The organism is Nonomuraea sp. IBHARD001 (genome assembly GCF_056106265.1).
The window spans coordinates 1291909-1307735 of record NZ_JBWBBW010000002.1; the positions used below are offsets into that span (position 1 = coordinate 1291909).

Annotated in this window: 12 protein-coding genes; 1 reads left to right on the top strand and 11 read right to left on the bottom strand. The window is 70.5% G+C overall.

What is annotated here, in order from left to right; translation table 11 throughout:
• Positions 1 to 36 precede the first annotated feature (36 nt).
• The 3 genes from ACTWNK_RS08330 to ACTWNK_RS08340 all read right to left on the bottom strand — a co-directional run bounded on the left by ACTWNK_RS08330 (position 37) and on the right by ACTWNK_RS08340 (position 4302).
• Positions 37 to 387, bottom strand: coding sequence for a hypothetical protein (locus ACTWNK_RS08330; RefSeq protein ID WP_474303279.1), 351 nt, complete (start codon positions 385 to 387; stop codon positions 37 to 39).
• Positions 384 to 4013 (bottom strand): tetratricopeptide repeat protein, encoded by a 3630-nt coding sequence (locus ACTWNK_RS08335; protein ID WP_474303280.1) that lies wholly within the window; start codon positions 4011 to 4013, stop codon positions 384 to 386. Before ACTWNK_RS08335 ends, ACTWNK_RS08330 begins: the two co-directional genes overlap by 4 nt.
• Positions 4014 to 4101: 88 nt before the next feature.
• Positions 4102 to 4302 (bottom strand): hypothetical protein, encoded by a 201-nt coding sequence (locus ACTWNK_RS08340; protein WP_474303281.1) that lies wholly within the window; start codon positions 4300 to 4302, stop codon positions 4102 to 4104.
• Positions 4303 to 4577: 275 nt separating this feature from the next.
• Between ACTWNK_RS08340 and ACTWNK_RS08345 the strand changes: the two genes are divergently transcribed.
• Entirely contained in the window at positions 4578 to 5159 is a 582-nt protein-coding gene (locus ACTWNK_RS08345) for a hypothetical protein (RefSeq protein WP_474303282.1), read from the top strand.
• Positions 5160 to 5335: 176 nt separating this feature from the next.
• Here the strand turns inward: ACTWNK_RS08345 and ACTWNK_RS08350 are convergent, their stop codons facing one another.
• The 8 genes from ACTWNK_RS08350 to ACTWNK_RS08385 form a co-directional block, all read right to left on the bottom strand.
• Positions 5336 to 7996 (bottom strand): DUF5682 family protein, encoded by a 2661-nt coding sequence (locus ACTWNK_RS08350; protein WP_474303283.1) that lies wholly within the window; start codon positions 7994 to 7996, stop codon positions 5336 to 5338.
• Positions 7993 to 9099: an ATP-binding protein gene (locus ACTWNK_RS08355; protein WP_474303284.1), complete on the bottom strand. Its 1107-nt coding sequence runs from the start codon at positions 9097 to 9099 to the stop codon at positions 7993 to 7995. The genes ACTWNK_RS08350 and ACTWNK_RS08355 overlap by 4 nt, the downstream gene beginning before the upstream one ends.
• 10 nt (positions 9100 to 9109) lie before the next feature.
• Positions 9110 to 10342, bottom strand: coding sequence for a VWA domain-containing protein (locus ACTWNK_RS08360; RefSeq protein WP_474303285.1), 1233 nt, complete (start codon positions 10340 to 10342; stop codon positions 9110 to 9112).
• Positions 10339 to 11718, bottom strand: a complete 1380-nt coding sequence (locus ACTWNK_RS08365) for a hypothetical protein (protein WP_474303286.1) — start codon at positions 11716 to 11718, stop codon at positions 10339 to 10341. The genes ACTWNK_RS08360 and ACTWNK_RS08365 overlap by 4 nt, the downstream gene beginning before the upstream one ends.
• Positions 11718 to 12191, bottom strand: coding sequence for a hypothetical protein (locus ACTWNK_RS08370; RefSeq protein ID WP_474303287.1), 474 nt, complete (start codon positions 12189 to 12191; stop codon positions 11718 to 11720). The genes ACTWNK_RS08365 and ACTWNK_RS08370 overlap by 1 nt, the downstream gene beginning before the upstream one ends.
• A gap of 123 nt (positions 12192 to 12314) precedes the next feature.
• On the bottom strand, positions 12315 to 14012 hold the full coding sequence (locus ACTWNK_RS08375; RefSeq protein WP_474303288.1) for a glycosyl hydrolase family 8: 1698 nt from the start codon (positions 14010 to 14012) through the stop codon (positions 12315 to 12317).
• 122 nt (positions 14013 to 14134) lie between these two features.
• Positions 14135 to 14884: a hypothetical protein gene (locus tag ACTWNK_RS08380; protein WP_474303289.1), complete on the bottom strand. Its 750-nt coding sequence runs from the start codon at positions 14882 to 14884 to the stop codon at positions 14135 to 14137.
• 81 nt (positions 14885 to 14965) lie between these two features.
• Positions 14966 to 15820: an LLM class flavin-dependent oxidoreductase gene (locus tag ACTWNK_RS08385; protein WP_474303290.1), complete on the bottom strand. Its 855-nt coding sequence runs from the start codon at positions 15818 to 15820 to the stop codon at positions 14966 to 14968.
• Positions 15821 to 15827: the final 7 nt, after the last annotated feature.

Sequence of the window (15827 nt, forward strand, 5' to 3'; positions counted from 1 at the left end):
CGCGAGGCTGACAAGCCGGAATGCACCCGCCGATTCTCAGGTGAGTGTGACGCCCGAGTTGGCGTTTCCTTCGCTTGAGTCGGCGTCCCCGGTCCGGCTGATATGCGCCTGCCCCGGAAGGGCGTCCGAGGGCGCGGTGAGGCCGGTGTTGGCCTGCCCGCCTCCCCGCGAGGCGGCCCGCCCGGTGTGCGAGACGCGGATCGCCGCCCCACCGGCCCCCGCGGGCCACAGCGCCCACACCGCCACCCCCAGCGCGACCACCCCGGCGAGCGCCGAGGCCACCGAGGCCAGCTGATCGGCCCGATCCCACCCCAGAACCGCGAACAGTACGGCCAGCACGGTCACGACCGCCGCCGTCACGGCCAGCACCCACCGACGTGTCGTCATGCGGGAAATTGTCGGTGTTCGAGGCCGGGGATGTCGACGTCGATGTCGGGAAGGATGGCGATCAGAATGCCGGGGACGAGCCTGGCGAGCGCGGGGAGTGTGGGCAGCCATTCGCCGGCGTCCAGGAGCTCCACGGCGAGGCGGCGGGCACGGCCCGGGTCGGCGGCGACGGCCTCGGTCGCCACGGTGGCCAGGTGCTGCATCCGGCGGTCCTCGTAGGCGAGGGAGCGGGCCAGACGTTCGGCTCCGTCGAGGTCCCCGTGCATGGCTGTATTCCTGGCCAGGGCGGATATGGCGTCCGTGTGCCTGTCGTGGTCGGCGATGGTGGTGGCAAGGGCTTCGGCTTGCGCCAGGTCGCCCGCACTCGCCAACGCGTCCACCAAGTCGGCCACCGCCAGCCCCCGGAAATCCTCATCGGTGATCTTCACGGCCAGCGCGCGGGCATGATCGATGTCGCCTTCCTCCAAGATCTGCTTGATATGGAAGTGCATGGCCCTACCGTGGGCGTACGGGTCGGTCAGGCTGTCGATCAGGGCGTCGGCGCGTTCGCGGTGGCCGAGGCGGGTCAGGCCGGTGGCGAGCTGGGAGACGGCCCTCCTCCGGAGGACCGGTTCGGTGATCGCGCAGACGGCGTGCTCGGCGCGGTCGGCCGCAGCTTGAGCGCGTTCGGGGTCTCCGCATGCGGCGTGCGCCTCGGCCAGTCCGATCAGGACGGGCATCAGGCTCCACGGGTCGATCATCGTTTCGGCGAGGGACTCGGCACGCTCGACGCAGTGGTGAGCCTGGGACAGCTCACCCAGCCCGGCCAGCTTGCTCGCCAGCTGGGTCAGGCCCGCGGCCCGGCCACCGAGGTCGGTCATGGCCTCGATCAGGCGCTCGGCGCGTGCCCGGTCGTCGAGCACCATCATCAGCAGGTCGGTGAGCGCCTGGTCGCGGTCCTGCTCGGTCGTGATCGAACACACGAGCAGTTCCGCGTGGTCCATGTCGCCGAGTTCGGCGGCGGTGCTCGCGACGTTCCTGAGCGACGTGCACCGTTCGGGGCCGGTATCGGCCAGTATCAGCCGCCCGGCGTGCTCGATCACACGCCTGGCCGACGGCAGGTCGCCGACGTCCGCCATGGCCTCGGCCATGGTGATCAGAGCCCATTGCGTCCGCTGCAGGTGCATCGCCGTGCTGGCCAGGACGAGGGCGCGCTCGGTCATCAGGCTCGCGGGCTCGCTCGCCCCGTGCTCGGTCATGAGATCCGCGATGCGGGCGACGGCCTGCGCATGCAGGATGGCAGTGGTGATCTTTCCGAGGAGCGATTCGGCACGATCGAGGTCGCCCTGATGGGCCGCAGACAGGGCCAGGGCGCAGTACGCGTCGGACTGCATGACGTCGATCTGAATGCCAGCGGCGACCTCCTCGGCACGGTCGAAGTCGCCGCGCTCGGCCAGGGCCGCGGCCACGTGTCTGAAGGCCCATGCCCGCCGGTTCGAATCGTCGATGGAATGGGCGTAGGACGTCGCCGCGGCGATGTCGCCGAGATCGGCCGCCGATGACGCGAAGGATTCCAAGCTCCAGGCGAGATGACGGGAGTGCCGGATGGCACGCGCGACCTCGTCGGCCCGCTCGAAGCGCCCGCACGTGGCCAGCGTCGTGGCGATCCGGAAAAGCACGGAGGAACGCCGATACGGGTCGGTGATTTCGACGGCCAGCGCACGTTCGGCCAGTTCGCCGGCCTGGTCGTGGCGGCCGTTGGCGTCGAGTGAAGCTGCCGCGCCACACAGGGCCTGTGCGCGGAATCCTGGATCGGCGATCCCCTCGATGAGAGCCGTCACACGCTCCAGCGGCCAATGGTCGGCCATCGCATCCGAAATGTCGGACAGCGTCTCGTCGCGCGCTTCCTGGTCGGCAAGGCCGGTGGCGAGCGACGTGGCTTCGTCGATCACCGTGCTGCGCCGCACGGCGGGCAGGTCGGCGGCCAGTGCTGCCAGCGCCTTGGCCCGGTGGCGGTCCTCGGGGATGGCTCGCACGATCGAGAGCGCGTGCTCGGCCTCACCGATCCGGGCGACGGCCTGGGCCAGTGTGATCAGGCTGACAACCCGCCAGCCCGGCGGGACGATGGCACGGGCGGCCTGCTCGGCTTGGCCGATGAGAATGTGGGCCACGTCGGTATGGCCATGGTCGACGAGCGGGCCGAGCAGTGCGCTGACGACCTCCGCGTGCTGGTAGGGGTCGATGACGGAGCGGGCGAGGCTCTGCGCCCTTTCGACCTGACCGAGCCTGACCAGGGCACGTAGAAGCTCTGGGGTGAGGTCGGCGTTGCGTTCGCTCAGTCTGCTGTGTGCGATGGTGAGGCGTAACAGTTGCAGCAGGTCGGGCTCCGCCTCACCGCTGACGAGGCGCCGGGCGGTGGCGATCTCCGTCATCGCTGCCGCGTCGCCGCCTGTGACGCTGCGCAGCCGGTCGTGGCGTCCCCGGTCGACGGCCAGGGCGAGGATCCGGTCGCGCTCGCCGGTCTGCTGCAGCATGCGGTGATACCCGCGCAGCAGGTACTCGGGCGTGTCCGGCGGCCAGCCGAGCCCCTGATGGCGTTCGGCCCAGGCGTGCAGCCGCTCGCGTACGGACGACAGCCGGGTGGGTCCGAGAAAGTGCGAGGCGGCCGTGTGCAGTTCCTCGTGCGCCAGGACGTGGACCATCGGCCCGGCCTCCGGCTGCCAGTGCCGCCGGTGCAGGGAGAACGTGCGCCCGGACACCGCGTGCAGGTGCTCCTCGATCTCCCACACGGCGAGCCCGGTCAGCTCGGCCAGGTCGGGACCGCTGAGGCCGCCTCCGGCTGCGGTGAGCAGGGCGAGCAGGTCCTGGCCGGCCGGGTCGCCGCGCAGCAGCCGCTTCAGCTCGCGTTCGGCGTCGGTGCGGATGACCTGGGCGTACGGCGAGGCGCTCAGCCGTCTGACGATCCGCCGGTCGCGCAGCGGATGGTCGTACGGCACGTCGGCGGGCACGGGCGGGTTGGGCCTGCCGGCGACGAGCACGCGGGAGTCGTGCGGCGGGTGGGCGGGCAGCAGGGCGGCGATGCTGTAGGCGTCGTCGCCCGTCGTGACGCCCCTGTCCTCGTCGAGGCCGTCGACGACGAGCATCAGCCTGCGTCCGGCTTCGCGGCAGGTCAGGGCGGCCCGGTCGAGCATGTCCAGCAGGTGGGCCTCGCGGGTGGCCTCGCTGACCAGGGCGGGCAGCGGGACGCCGGCCACCTCGGCCAGTTGCTCGAGGACGACGTCGATGAAGGCGCCCCTGTCGCTCTGCCCGGCGTACCTGGCGGTGATGAAGAACGACACCACCTGCACCTGCGGCGGAGGATGCAGGACGAACCATGACATCAACGCCGACTTGCCTGCCCAGGCCGACGCCTGCCACCACAGGTAAGGACCGCTGTCGTTCGCCGTGCCGAACGCGGCCAGCTCCGCGAGTTCGGCCGTGCGGTCCGACAGCCGGTCGGGGGCCATGCGGCGTACCTGGTGCAGGTAGGCCGAACGGGCGGCGGGTGCGCCTGCGATGTGCACGTCGCCGTTGATGATCCCGGTGTTGGCCAGACTGCCGCCTGTCGCGCGGGCGGCGCCGGTGTTCCTGGCCGTGCTCTTCGACATTTCACCGCCTCGTCCAGACAATGATCAAGCCTAGAGCCGCAGCCCGGTATTTCCCGATGGGGATTGCGCGATATATAAGGTACGAATTCTACGGTTTGAGGGTTGCCCGTACCGCCACGATGCCCGCGATCCACAGTCCCATGGCGCCTCCCGACGCCCCGGCCCCGATGATGATCGAACCGGTCACCGTACTGCCGTCGCCCAGGGCGAGCAGGGCGGCGGCGACGCCGATCAGCAGGGAGAGCAGTGCACCGGACAGGGTGCACCAGATGAGGTTCGTCTTGCTCATGGGAGTAGGAGTAGCAGGCTCGCCGTTCCGGCACACGGTGTTGGGCAGCCCCGGACGATCCCGGATGTCATCGGAAGTTTCCGGGCAATATATGTATGTGGGGTATGGCGTGCTTCAGGTGGCGAACCGTCATGAGGCTGACGTGTGGGACTATTACTGCCGATCGCACCACGTGGCAGGGTGGCTTTCCCGTCATCCGGCCTGTCCAGTATTCCTTCGACCCATTCGTACCTGAACGGCCCCCATTGATATTCGTATCCTGAACGGGTTGGATCATGAGCGGAGCGACCCAAGACGGAGAGCGCGGCGCGCGGCTCCAGCAACGCATCAGGGACCTGTACTTCCTTGAGGCCGGGCACCCCAGGCATCCGATACTGCAACGCGTCGCCGAAGACGTGTTCAAAGAGGCGGACGAGGAGCAGCGCAAGACGTTGCGAGCGCTGCCCAGGACCACGGCGGACGACCTGATCCAGGGCAGATCCAAACGAACACCCGACTGGGCGCTCATCCGATCGCTCGTCCTGGTCTGCCATCGTTTCGCGATCTCCTCCGACATTCCCATCGCGCCGCTCGACAAGCTCCTTCAGGAGTTCTTCGAGCTCTGGCAGCAGGCCAAGGAGGAGGAGATGGCCGTGCGGCGGCTGGGGCACACCACGCCGGGCACCTGGGCCGCGCTGGGGGAGCGCCGAGTCAGGCAGGCGGTGGCGGGCGACCCCCAGGCGGCGTACGAACTGTCGGTCCTGCTCGCCGTCGAGGCCGTGGCGACGGGCAAGGGCCGCACCGAGCAGGCGGCCGACGGCTGGCGCGACCTGGCGATGTTCTGGACCGGCAAGGCCAGGCAGAACCGCCGGGGATAGGGGACGAAGGCATCGGCCCTCGTCCCCGCCCCTCAGAGCACCCGCCCCTCAGAGCACCCGCCCCTCAGAGCACCCGCCCCTCAGAGCACCCGCCCCTCAGAGCACCCGCCCCTCAGAGCACCCGCCCCTCAGAGCACCCGCCCCTCAGAGCACCCGCCCCTTAGAGCACCCGCCCGTCAGAGCAGCGCAGCCACCGCCTCGGCCGTAGCCGGATGGCCGGCCACCAGCCCGGCAGGCGCCTCGCCCAGCCCGCCCGACTCCTCATCGCCCGCCGCCGCACCCGAACACCCGAGCAGCTCCGCGACGGCCGCCCCCGTCGCCGGATGCGCCGACACCAGCACCCCGGCCGGCGACGACCTCCGTACCGAGGGCCGGGCCTTGACCGGTGCCTTCTGCTCCCACGGCGGTACGAACGCATCCACGTCGGGCAACCGCCCGGGGAACGTGCGCCCGGCCTCGCGGACCAGGACGGGCACCAGCTCCGGCGCCTGCGCGCGCAACGTGCCGATCAGCTTCGGCAGCCACGGCAGCAGCACCTCGTCGGGCAGCTTGGCGAACGCCCTGGAGATCACCTCGACCACGAACGGCGTCAGCGACGGCGCGGAGTCGAGCGCCTGGACGAACCCGCTGATGTAGAGCGGCACCGACGGCACCACCAGCGGATTGCCGAGCAGCTCGCCGACCCGCTCACGCAGCTCGGGCAGGCTCAGCAGGCCGAGCTGCAACCGCGCGGTCCACAGCAGCGCCACCTTCGCCGGCGACTCCGGATGCGACTGCCGCACCGCCAGCTCCAGCTGCGCGCGGTCGCAGCCGAGCGACAGCGCCAGGCTCTCCATCGTGAACAGGAAGGCGAGCATGGCCCCGACCTGCCGTACCCCGGTGTCGTCCTCGACGAAGGCGGTCGGCAGCAGCGTGCAGTAGTGCGCGTAGCCGGTGGTGACGAAGGACTGCGCCCACGCCGGCATCGACGGCTCGCTCGCCCGGTAGTGCGTGAGCAGGCGGCGGATACGGCGCAGCACGTCGGGCGCCTCGTCCACCGTGCGCTCGGCGGCCAGCAGTTCGACCGCGCGTGCGCCGAGCTCGTCGGTGAAACGCCTGCTGTTGAGGTAGAGCAGGGAGTCCTCGACGGCGGCGAGCGCGGTGGCCGCTGTGGCCTTGGGCTCCCACACGGCCCGGCGCAGCCGCTGTTCGAGCACCTGCTCGATGGTGACGCCCTCGTAGCCGAGTTCGATGATGGAGCGCTGGTTGCGGCCGATCGCCAGGTCCCAGCTCTCCTGGTGCGAGCGCTCGCCGAGCCGCCGTGAGCCCATGATCGGCCGCACCGCGTCGTCGGGCAGCAGCCGCCGCAGGATCCACAGCAGGTGCGAGCACGGCACGAGCTCGGGACGGGCGTCCAGGTCGATGAGCGCCCGCTGGATCGTGCGTTTGGTCAGGTCGAGCCCGAGCGGGGCCAGCCGGTCGAGCACGTCGCGGGCGAGCGGCGGCAGCGAGTCGTAGCCGACCTCGCCGACGCGGTCGCCGCCGAGCAGGATCTCCACCAGCCGCCGTACGTCCCTGCGGCCGGGCACGACGTCCTTCTCGATGCAGGTGACGGCCGCGTCCTGGAAGTCGTAGGGCGTCGGCCGCTTGCGGTTGCGCATCCCGGCCAGCAGGATCGACGTCTCGTAGACGGCGATGGCATCGGCCGTACTGGCCAGGTACCCGTTGCGGCGGGCCAGCCGGACGATCTCCACACACCAGCCGAGCAGCTCCTCCTCGTCGAAGCTGTCCAGCGAGGGCGGCCGGGTGAGGAACCCGGACAGCCGATCACGCCGCTCCTGATCACCCCCCTGGACGGCGAGCGCGCTCCGCACCCCCTTACCGCCGAGCTTGTACGGCTTCAGGCGGTGGCGTTTGACCGCCTTGCCCCAGGTGGCCGCCGCGATCGAGACCGAGCCCGGCGCCAGGCCGAACTGCTCCTCGATGGCCGAATGGCTGGAGGGGATGAGGCCGTACAGCCATTGGGTGGCCGAGCGCGGGCTGATGTCGAGGTGCTCGTGCATGACGGGGCTCGCCGCGTGGAAGGCGCCGCAGACGTAGAGGCAGTCGGCGGGGTCGACGCCGGTGGCGGCCAGGTGTTCGCGGATACGCGTCCACATGTAGCGCTCGCGGTCCTCGTCCACCTCGTTGCCCGTCGGGCGCAGCCGCCTGAACAGGCTGCCGATGAGCACCATGACCTGCCGGTAGGTGTCGTGGTCGGCCCCGCTGAGCGGCTGCTCGACGTACTGGTCCCACCACTCCGACCAGTGGCGCACCTTGCCGTGGTGCAGCAGGTGCTCCTCCAGTTCGGCGAAGGCGGGCCGCAGGTCGCCGATCTCCAGGCCGACGTCGGCGGCGCCGGAACGCGGCTCCCACTGGAAGACGTGATCGACCGAGCGGTCGACCAGGACGATCTCCACACCCGGTGTGTCCAGGGCGTAGGCGATCGCCTGGTACTCGGCCGAGGACTCGGTGATCGGCGCGATCACACTCAGCGGCGCCCAGTCGGCGGGAAAGCCGTCGATGTCGGAGGCGAACGCCTGCAGCGCCACGGGCAGCCTGCAGTTGCGCAGTTCGTCGAGCACGGGCCGCAGGTCCTCGCACAGCTCCAGGTAGACGACCTTCGGCTGCTTGTCGGCCAGCCGCCTGACCATCGCCAGCGCCGACGACGGCGAATGATGGCAGACGGGGAAGATCTCCACATCGGTCCGCATCGCCTGCTCGACGTCGTCGACGAGCCCGGCGCCGAACGCCTCGGCCGCACCGGCGAGCTGTTCGCGCAGTGGGTCGAAGGGGCTGGGCAGGGTCGCCGCGCTCATGACAGGGTGGCGATCGCCTCGCGGCCGCCGTCGAGGAATTCCTGCCACGGCTCGCCGCCCGCCTGCTTGCTGCGCGGCTCGACGACGCCGTGCCAGTACTTGTTCAGGATGGCCAGGTCCTCGGGGCTGCGCCTGGCCAGCGAGCCGACCAGGGAGGCGGCCAGCGTCTGCGCCTTCAGCGTGCGCTCGCCGAAGAACTGGCTGTGCAGGATGGCGTCCTCAAGCACGCCGATCTGCTCGGCCGTCGACAGCGCCGACTCCAGCTTCTCGTCGTCGCTGGTGGCCGAGGCCGCGGCCGAACGCAGGTCGGCGAAGCTCTGCAGCAGGATGTCGAGCAGCGTCGGCGGCAGCTCCAGCTCGATCTGGTGGCGGCGCATCAGCTCGGCCGTACGGAAGCGGACGATCTCCGCCTCGCTCTTCTTGTTCGTCACGACCGGGATGCGGACGAAGTTGAAGCGGCGCTTCAACGCGGAGGACAGGTCGTTGACCCCTCGGTCGCGGCTGTTGGCCGTGGCGATGATGGAGAAGCCGGGCTGGGCGAAGACGATGTTGTCCTCCTCCAGTTCGGGGATGGAGACGTACTTCTCCGACAGGATGGAGATGAGGGCGTCCTGCACGTCGCTGGTGGAGCGGGTGAGCTCCTCGAAGCGGCCGATCTGGCCCTGCTCCATCGCGGTCATGATGGGCGAGGGGATCATCGACTGGCGCGACTGGCCCTTGGCGATGACCATCGAGACGTTCCACGAGTACTTGATGTGGTCCTCGGTGGTGCCCGCCGTGCCCTGCACCACCAGGGTGGAGTTGCGCGAGACGGCGGCGGACAGCAGCTCGGCCAGCCAGCTCTTGCCGGTGCCGGGATCGCCGATCAGCAGCAGACCGCGGTCGGAGGCCAGCGTGACGATACTGCGCTCGACGAAGCTGCGGTCGCCGAACCACTTCTGCGGGATCTCACGCTCCAGGCCGTCCGACCGCTCGGAGCCGAGGACGAAGATACGGACCATTCGGGGGCTGAGCCGCCAGGTGAACGGCTTGGGGCCGGTGTCGACCGACTCCAGGTAGTCGAGCTCCTCGGCGAACTTGATCTCTGCGGGGGCGCGCAACAAGGGAGGTCTCCTAGGTGTTCAGGAAGGTCTTGAGCTCGGTGACGAGCTTGCGGATATGGCCGGAGATGACCGGTGTGCCGAGGTCCTTGAGCTTCTGGCGGTACCAGGGGTCCACACTGGCGTTGCCCGAGCTGTTGACCGAGCCCACGGGGATGAACTTCACCCCGGACCGGTGCAACGCCTCGAAATCGGTGATCAGGGCCCGGTTGTCGTAGAAGTCGGAGATCCACACGACCACGGTGTTGCGCGGGTCGGTGATCTTCGGTTTGGCCAGCGCCATCGCGACCGTGCCGTCGGTGCCGCCGCCGAGCGTGGTGCGCAGCAGTACCTCGAAGGGGTCGCGCACCCACGGCGTCAGGTCCAGCGCCCGCGTGTCGTAGGCGACCAGGTGCACGTCGACCTTGGGCAGCCCGGCGAAGATCGAGGCCAGGATGGTGCAGTTGACCATCGCGTCCACCATCGAGCCCGACTGGTCGACCACCACGATCAGCTTGGCGGGCGTCGTGCGTTTGGCGGTCTGGCGGTAGAAGAGCCTGTCGACGTAGAGCTTCTCCTCGTCGGGGCTCCAGTTGGTGAGGTTCTTCCAGATCGTGCGTTCGAGGTCGAGGTTGCGGTAGACGCGCTTGGGCGGCACCGATCGGTCGATGACACCGGCGCTGGTCTTCTCGACCTGGGTACGCAGGACCTCGGCGACCTCCTCGACGAACCTGCGGATCAGCGCCTTGGCGTTGGCCAGGGCGATGCCGGACAGATTGGCCTTGTCGCGCAGCAGCTGCTCGATGAGCGACATGCTCGGCGTGAGCTGCTTGGCCAGCTGGGGGTCGGCCAGCACCTCACGCAGGTGCATGCGCTTGACCAGGTCGCCCTCGATCGCGGCCAGCTCGCCCGCGCACTCCTCGCCCAGCGCCAGGCGCAGGCACTCGGCGTCCTGCTTCCAGGTGGCGAGCTGGGTGGCGGTGACCGTGCCCGAGCCGGTCGCGAAGACGTTCAGCAGCAGCTTGGAGACCAGGGCGGCATTGTGCACCTCGTCGCCGTCCAGGGCGGTGAACCGCTCGCCGAGCTCGGGGAAGCGCTGCACCAGGTTGCCCACCGACACACCCGGGTCGAGCAGCGCGGCGGGCAGGCCGAGGTCCTCCACGATCGCCACGCTCGCCGACTCCAGCGAAGGCTGCTCCTGGGCGTCGAACACACGGGCCAGCAGCCGCCAGTAGAGCACCTGACGGCGGTTCTCGGATGTCGTCATGAGCGCAACAACCGCCCGGCACGCTCCTTGAGCATCGCGACCGGGTCCCCGGCCTGGGCGAGCTCCTTCTGCGCCTTGGCGTCGGTCGGCCCGAGCGCCCAGTCACCGGTGTGCACGGCCACCTGCTGCTTCTTGACGTTCGCCTGTACGGCGAGCGGCTGCAGCCGCCACGTGCCGCCGTCCCAGCGCAGCAGGCCGATGCACGCGGTCGAGGCCTTGAGCAGGGCGGGGGTGAGCGGGCCCGATGTAGGCAGGCGCTCCAGGTCGAACGCGAGCTCGCCGTCGCCCAGGCGCAACCGCTCGCCGTCGCTCTTGTAGCCCTCGATCAGCACTGGCTCGGCGATGCGCACCGGGTGGCGCTGCAGCGGCGGCACCGGCGGCGCGCTCGCGGCGCCCAGCCGTACCCTCGCCGTGGTGAAGGGGTCTGCGGGCTCTCCGGCGGAGGCGCGTTCGTCGTGCCAGAGCAGGTCGCCCGACGCCAGCAGCGGCATGTCGCGCAGCTCCAGGGTCAGCTGCCCGGCCAGCGCGCCGAGCAGCACCGGATGGGCCGCGCCGAGCAACTGCCACACGAACGGCCCGACGATCGTGTCGACCTTCGCGGCCGAGACGCTCACCCGCAGCAGCCGCCCCTCGGGTTCGAGCAGAGCATGCACCTGCACCTGTACGGCGGTGCCGTGCTCGTGCACGTCCACACCGAGCACGAGCAGCCTGCCCGAGACGAGCTCGACCGGCTCGGCGGCGGCGGGCTCGCTGCGCGTCAGCACCAGCGCACGCGCCCACAGGTCGGCCCAGCGCCGGGCGGGCACCCCGTCCACGGCCCCGACCGGGCACGAGGCCCGCAACTCGGCGGCGAACCCGTCGAGGAGCACGGCGAGCCGCCGCAGGTCAGGCCGCCCGAGCAGCGCCTCGATCGCCTGGTCGGCCCCGGAGGCGAGGTCGTGGTCGACGCCGAGCCAGCCGGTGATGGCCAGTTCGGTCAGCCAGGACCGGCAGGCGTTGACCACCGGGTCGGAGACCGGCACGGGCGCGGGGCCTTGCCAGACGGCCCGGTCGCGGCCGAGCGTGTCGTCGAGCCGGGCGAGCAGCGCGTCGTGCGCCGCCCCGAACACCGCCGTGCGGGCTGCGGCGAGCACGGTCAGGTGCTCCTCCGCGATGGACCCGGCGACGATCTTGCCGACCGCCTCGGTGGCCGCCGCGCCGAGCGGGGTGCCCGCGACGGCGTCGGCCAGCGCGTCGAGCGCGTCGGCCCGGTCGGCGCCGAGCCTGGCCAGCCCGTGTGTCAGCGCCTCGTCGACACCTCGCACGACGTCGAGCGCCTCGTCGAGGCCCGGGAGCGGCTCCGCGGCGCCCAGTCCCGCCAGTTGCACCGCCTGCATCAGCGCACCGTCCTCAGTGAGGGGAACCACTGCATCTCGGGAAGCGCCTGCGCGCCGCCCGGTGTCTCCAGGTAGGCCAGGTGCCGCAGGAACCTGCTGAACACCACGGCCGCCGGGATGGCCTCGTGCCCGCCGCCGAGATTGCGCATGATCTCGCTCGGGCCCTCTCCCTCGACCCGGAGGAACCTGGCCACGCGCTCGACGCCGTACTGCAGTGTGGCCGCCGTGACCATCAGCCACAGGTGCTTGCACGGGTCGCGGCGCAGTCCGCCGCACGGGCGGTTGTTGTTGGTACTGCAGTTGTAGCCGTGTGTGGCCGCGGTGATCGAGGAGACGTAGACCCGCTCGATGTCGGAACCGCTCGACACCACACCCTGCAACCTGCCCTCCGCCATTTCGACGAAGGGGACTTTCGCCAGCTTGCGCGGCCCGACGGGAGACAACACCCGTGCCGCGCTCAGCTGCTCGTCCAAGGACGACCTCCAGCTGTAGCGGTCGATCAATGCCCCGGAACCTACCGAAGAATCCCGACAGTTTCGGCATCGCGGCCGCCTTCCGGCCGGCGCCCTGGGGAGACGCCGGCCGGAGGAGTGAGGTCAGGGCACCCAGTGGTTGTGGGTCGCGGTGATCATGACCTGGAGCTGGATGCTGGCCGAGAAGTAGCTGCCGGTGGCGATCGGCGTGGCGACCATCCTGTTCCAGAGGGCGTCGAGCCAGGCCTGGCTGCCCGGGTCGGTCATCGCCGTGACGGCGAACGGCGCGAAGTAGGCGGCCTCGCTGCCGCCGGAGATCTGCGTGCCGTTCAGGGCGTAGCCGATTGCGATCTTGGCGGGGTCGCCGCCGGTCTTGCCCTTGATCCACGTGTTGAGCTTGCGGGCCGCGGCCAGGGACTTGGCGTCGCCGCTCGTCACCGCGTCCGCGCCGATGCGCCACGGGTCACGACAGGCGTTCCACCAGTACTTGCCGTCGTTGGCCGACTCCAGCACCTGCCCGGATGCGGGCTTGGGGGTGGTGTTGGTGTTGACCACGAAGTCGGCCAGCAGGCCGGTGGAGGCCGCGTAGGTCGCCTGCTGTGCGGCGATGAGGTTCTGGTGCGCGGTGCGGACGCCGTCCCAGAAGGTGTCGCCCGTGGCCTTCCTGAACGCGCGGAAGTGGTCGACCATCCAGTCGGACGAGCGGCTGATCCAGTAGTACTGGTCGCCCGAGCTGGTCCAGTCGCCGAGCTTCATCAGCTTGGTCGTCGGGTTGACCTCGTCTGCCTTGATGGCGTTGATGTGCCTGATCGCGAGCTGCTTGTAGTTGTAGGCGCCGGAGCTGCCCCACTGGCGGTCGGCCAGCAGCAGCCCGTAGGCCACGTCGAGGTCGCCGTCGGTCGCGGCGTCGCCGCCGTTGACGCTGACGCAGGAGGTGTTCTGCTCGGCGGCGAGCAGGTCGGGGTTGATCGAGGACGGGTGGGCGAGCTTGTACTTGACCATGCCGTCGAAGATCTTCTTGGCGTCCGGGTCGGCTCCGGCCATGGTCGCGGTGATCACCATGCCATACCCCTGCGCCTCGGCGACGTAGGGATGGTCGGCGTCGGGCGAGATGACCTGGTACCAGCCGTTGCCGCAGTTCTGCTTGACGAAGGCGGCCTTCCACTTGCGGTAGTAGTCGATCACCTTCTGGTCGTTGGCCGCCTGCCCGCCGGACGGCCTGAGCATGCCCGCCGCATAGGGCTGGGCGTGACTGCCGAACGGCACGGCGGGGCCGCCGGGCGTCGGCGTCACGGTGGGGGTGACCGTGGGGCTCGGCGAAGGCGTCGGACCTGTCGTGCTGCCGTAGACCTCGACCTCGAACAGGCTGTAGCCGTAGGCCGTGCCCCTGGCGGTGCCGTACACGCGCACGTAACGCCCCTGGCCGGTCAGGCCGGTGAGGTCGTCGACGGCGCCGTTGCCCGTGCTGGTGGAGTAGACGTCGCTCCAGGCCGAGCCGTCGGGGGAGGTCTGGATCTTGTACGTCTTGCCGTAGGCCGCCTCCCAGGTCAGTTTGACGCGGGAGACGGAGTGGGTCTGGCCGAGGTCGACCCTGATCCACTCGGGGTCGTGGCCTTCGACGGAGGCCCAGCGGGTGCCGGGGTCGCCGTCGAAGGCCTTGGACGCGGTGAAGGTCGAGTCCTCCTCCGAGGAGGACAGGGCGGGCCTGCCCTGGGAGACGAGGGTGTCGGCGGCCTGGCTAGGCAGCGCGAACAGCGCGGACACCATGGTGGCCAGTACGGCCAGCGCCAGGATGATCGTGGGACGCGATCTCGCTTGCACAGGTGGGACCTCTCTGCGGGAAGCGGTTTCCACTAGTTAGGAAAGATTCCTAACTAGCGATGAAAGGGCATCACTTCCTGACTGGATCGGTCAAGAGGGCAGGGGGCCCAAATCGCCACCGGTTATCGGCTGGGCCTGACGGAGACGCGCCCCTCCTCGCTGTGCGCGATGATCGTCCTGGCCGTGCCGGGCGACGCCTCGGGCATGCTCGCGACCGCGGTGCCGCCGTTGTCGCTGGTCGCCCTGACGACATACGAGCCGCTCACACCGGGCACGCCGATCAGCACGTTGGCCGTGCGCGAGACCGCGTCCACCCTGGTCGGAGGCTCGGAGAAGATCAGCTCGATCCGCGCGTCCTGGCTGCGCGCCCTGACGTCGGCCGAGCGCGTCCTGATCGACAGGATCGAGCCCTCGCCCGAGCGCAGGCGCAACGGCCCGGCCAGATTGACGGTCCTGATCGAGCCGCCCCTCGTGGTGACCTCGACCTCTTCGCCGAGGTCGGTCACCTTCACCGTGTCGTCGTTGCCGATCACGTGCAGGCGCAGCCGCTGCGGCACCTTGACCCGGTAGCGTGCGCCGCAGTCGCCGAACACGATCGTGCACGTCGCCTTGAGCGTGAGCTCGCCGTTCTTCATCGTCCACTCGGGGGAGTCGGCCGCCTTGCCCTTGGCCCACCGCTCCACCAGCACCTCCTCGCCGGGCGCCGGTCCGACGAGCACCGTGCCGAGCGGCACGATCAGCGTGAGCCTGTCGCCCGGCACCGCGAACGACGTCGTCGCGTGCACCTCCGGCGGGTCGAGGGGGTTGGAGCAGGCCGACAGTAAGAGCGCCGAGGCCGCCACGACGGCCGCCGATCCCAGGAATCTCCTCATGCCCACGATGATCCGATCGGCCCCGGCGCCCTCCCATCGGCCGAATGGCCGAGGCGCTCATCCGAAGATCGGCCGAACGGGTCAGAGTGCGGTGAGGAGCCGCTTCACGTGGTCCAGGGGGTCGGCGCCGATCGGCCTGACGACGACGGTGCCCGCGCCCGCCTGCCACAGCTCGCGTACCCGCTGCGCGGCCTGCTGCGCGGTGCCCGCCACGGCCTCCAGCGCCTCGGGCTCCAGGCCGAACTCCGCCGCGGGGCCGCTCAGCGCCCGCCGTACGCGCTCGGGGTCGTCGTCGACGGCCAGGTGGGCGAAGACGACCAGTTCGTGCGGGCGGTGGGCGTCGATCGCGGCCAGGGCGGCCGTGACGGCGGCGGGGCCGGTGCCCTCCGGCAGGATCGTGCCGTCGGCCACCAGGCCGGACAGCGCCAGCGACTTCGGCCCGCGCACGCCCGCGAGCAGTGGCGGCGGCTCGGCGGGCACGTGCACGAGCAACTGCTCGTGCAGGCGCACGTACGCGCCCTCGGTGCTGACGGTCTGGCCGAGCAGCAGCCGCCGCACGGCCGTGATGGTCTCGTCGAGCAGGGTCAGCGGCGAGGCGACGGCCGCGCCGACCTCGCGCATCCAGTCCTGCACGCCGTGCCCGATCCCGGCCGCCAGTCTGCCGGGATGCGCGCCCGCCAGGGTGGCCAGCTCCATCGCCAGCAGGGCGGCGTTGCGCAGGGGAGCGGGCGTGACGCCGATGCCGACCCGCAGCCGCGAGGTGACGGCGAGCGCGGTGGCCGCGGCCGAGACGCCGCCGCTCCAGCCCACGTCCTCGACCACCCACAGGTCGTCGGCGCGGGCCAGCCCTTCGAGCTCACGGGCGAAGGGCACCAGCAGTGCGGGCTTCAGGTCGCGGTCGAACAGCACGCCGAGGCGCTGGGAGGCGGGATTCACTTGATCA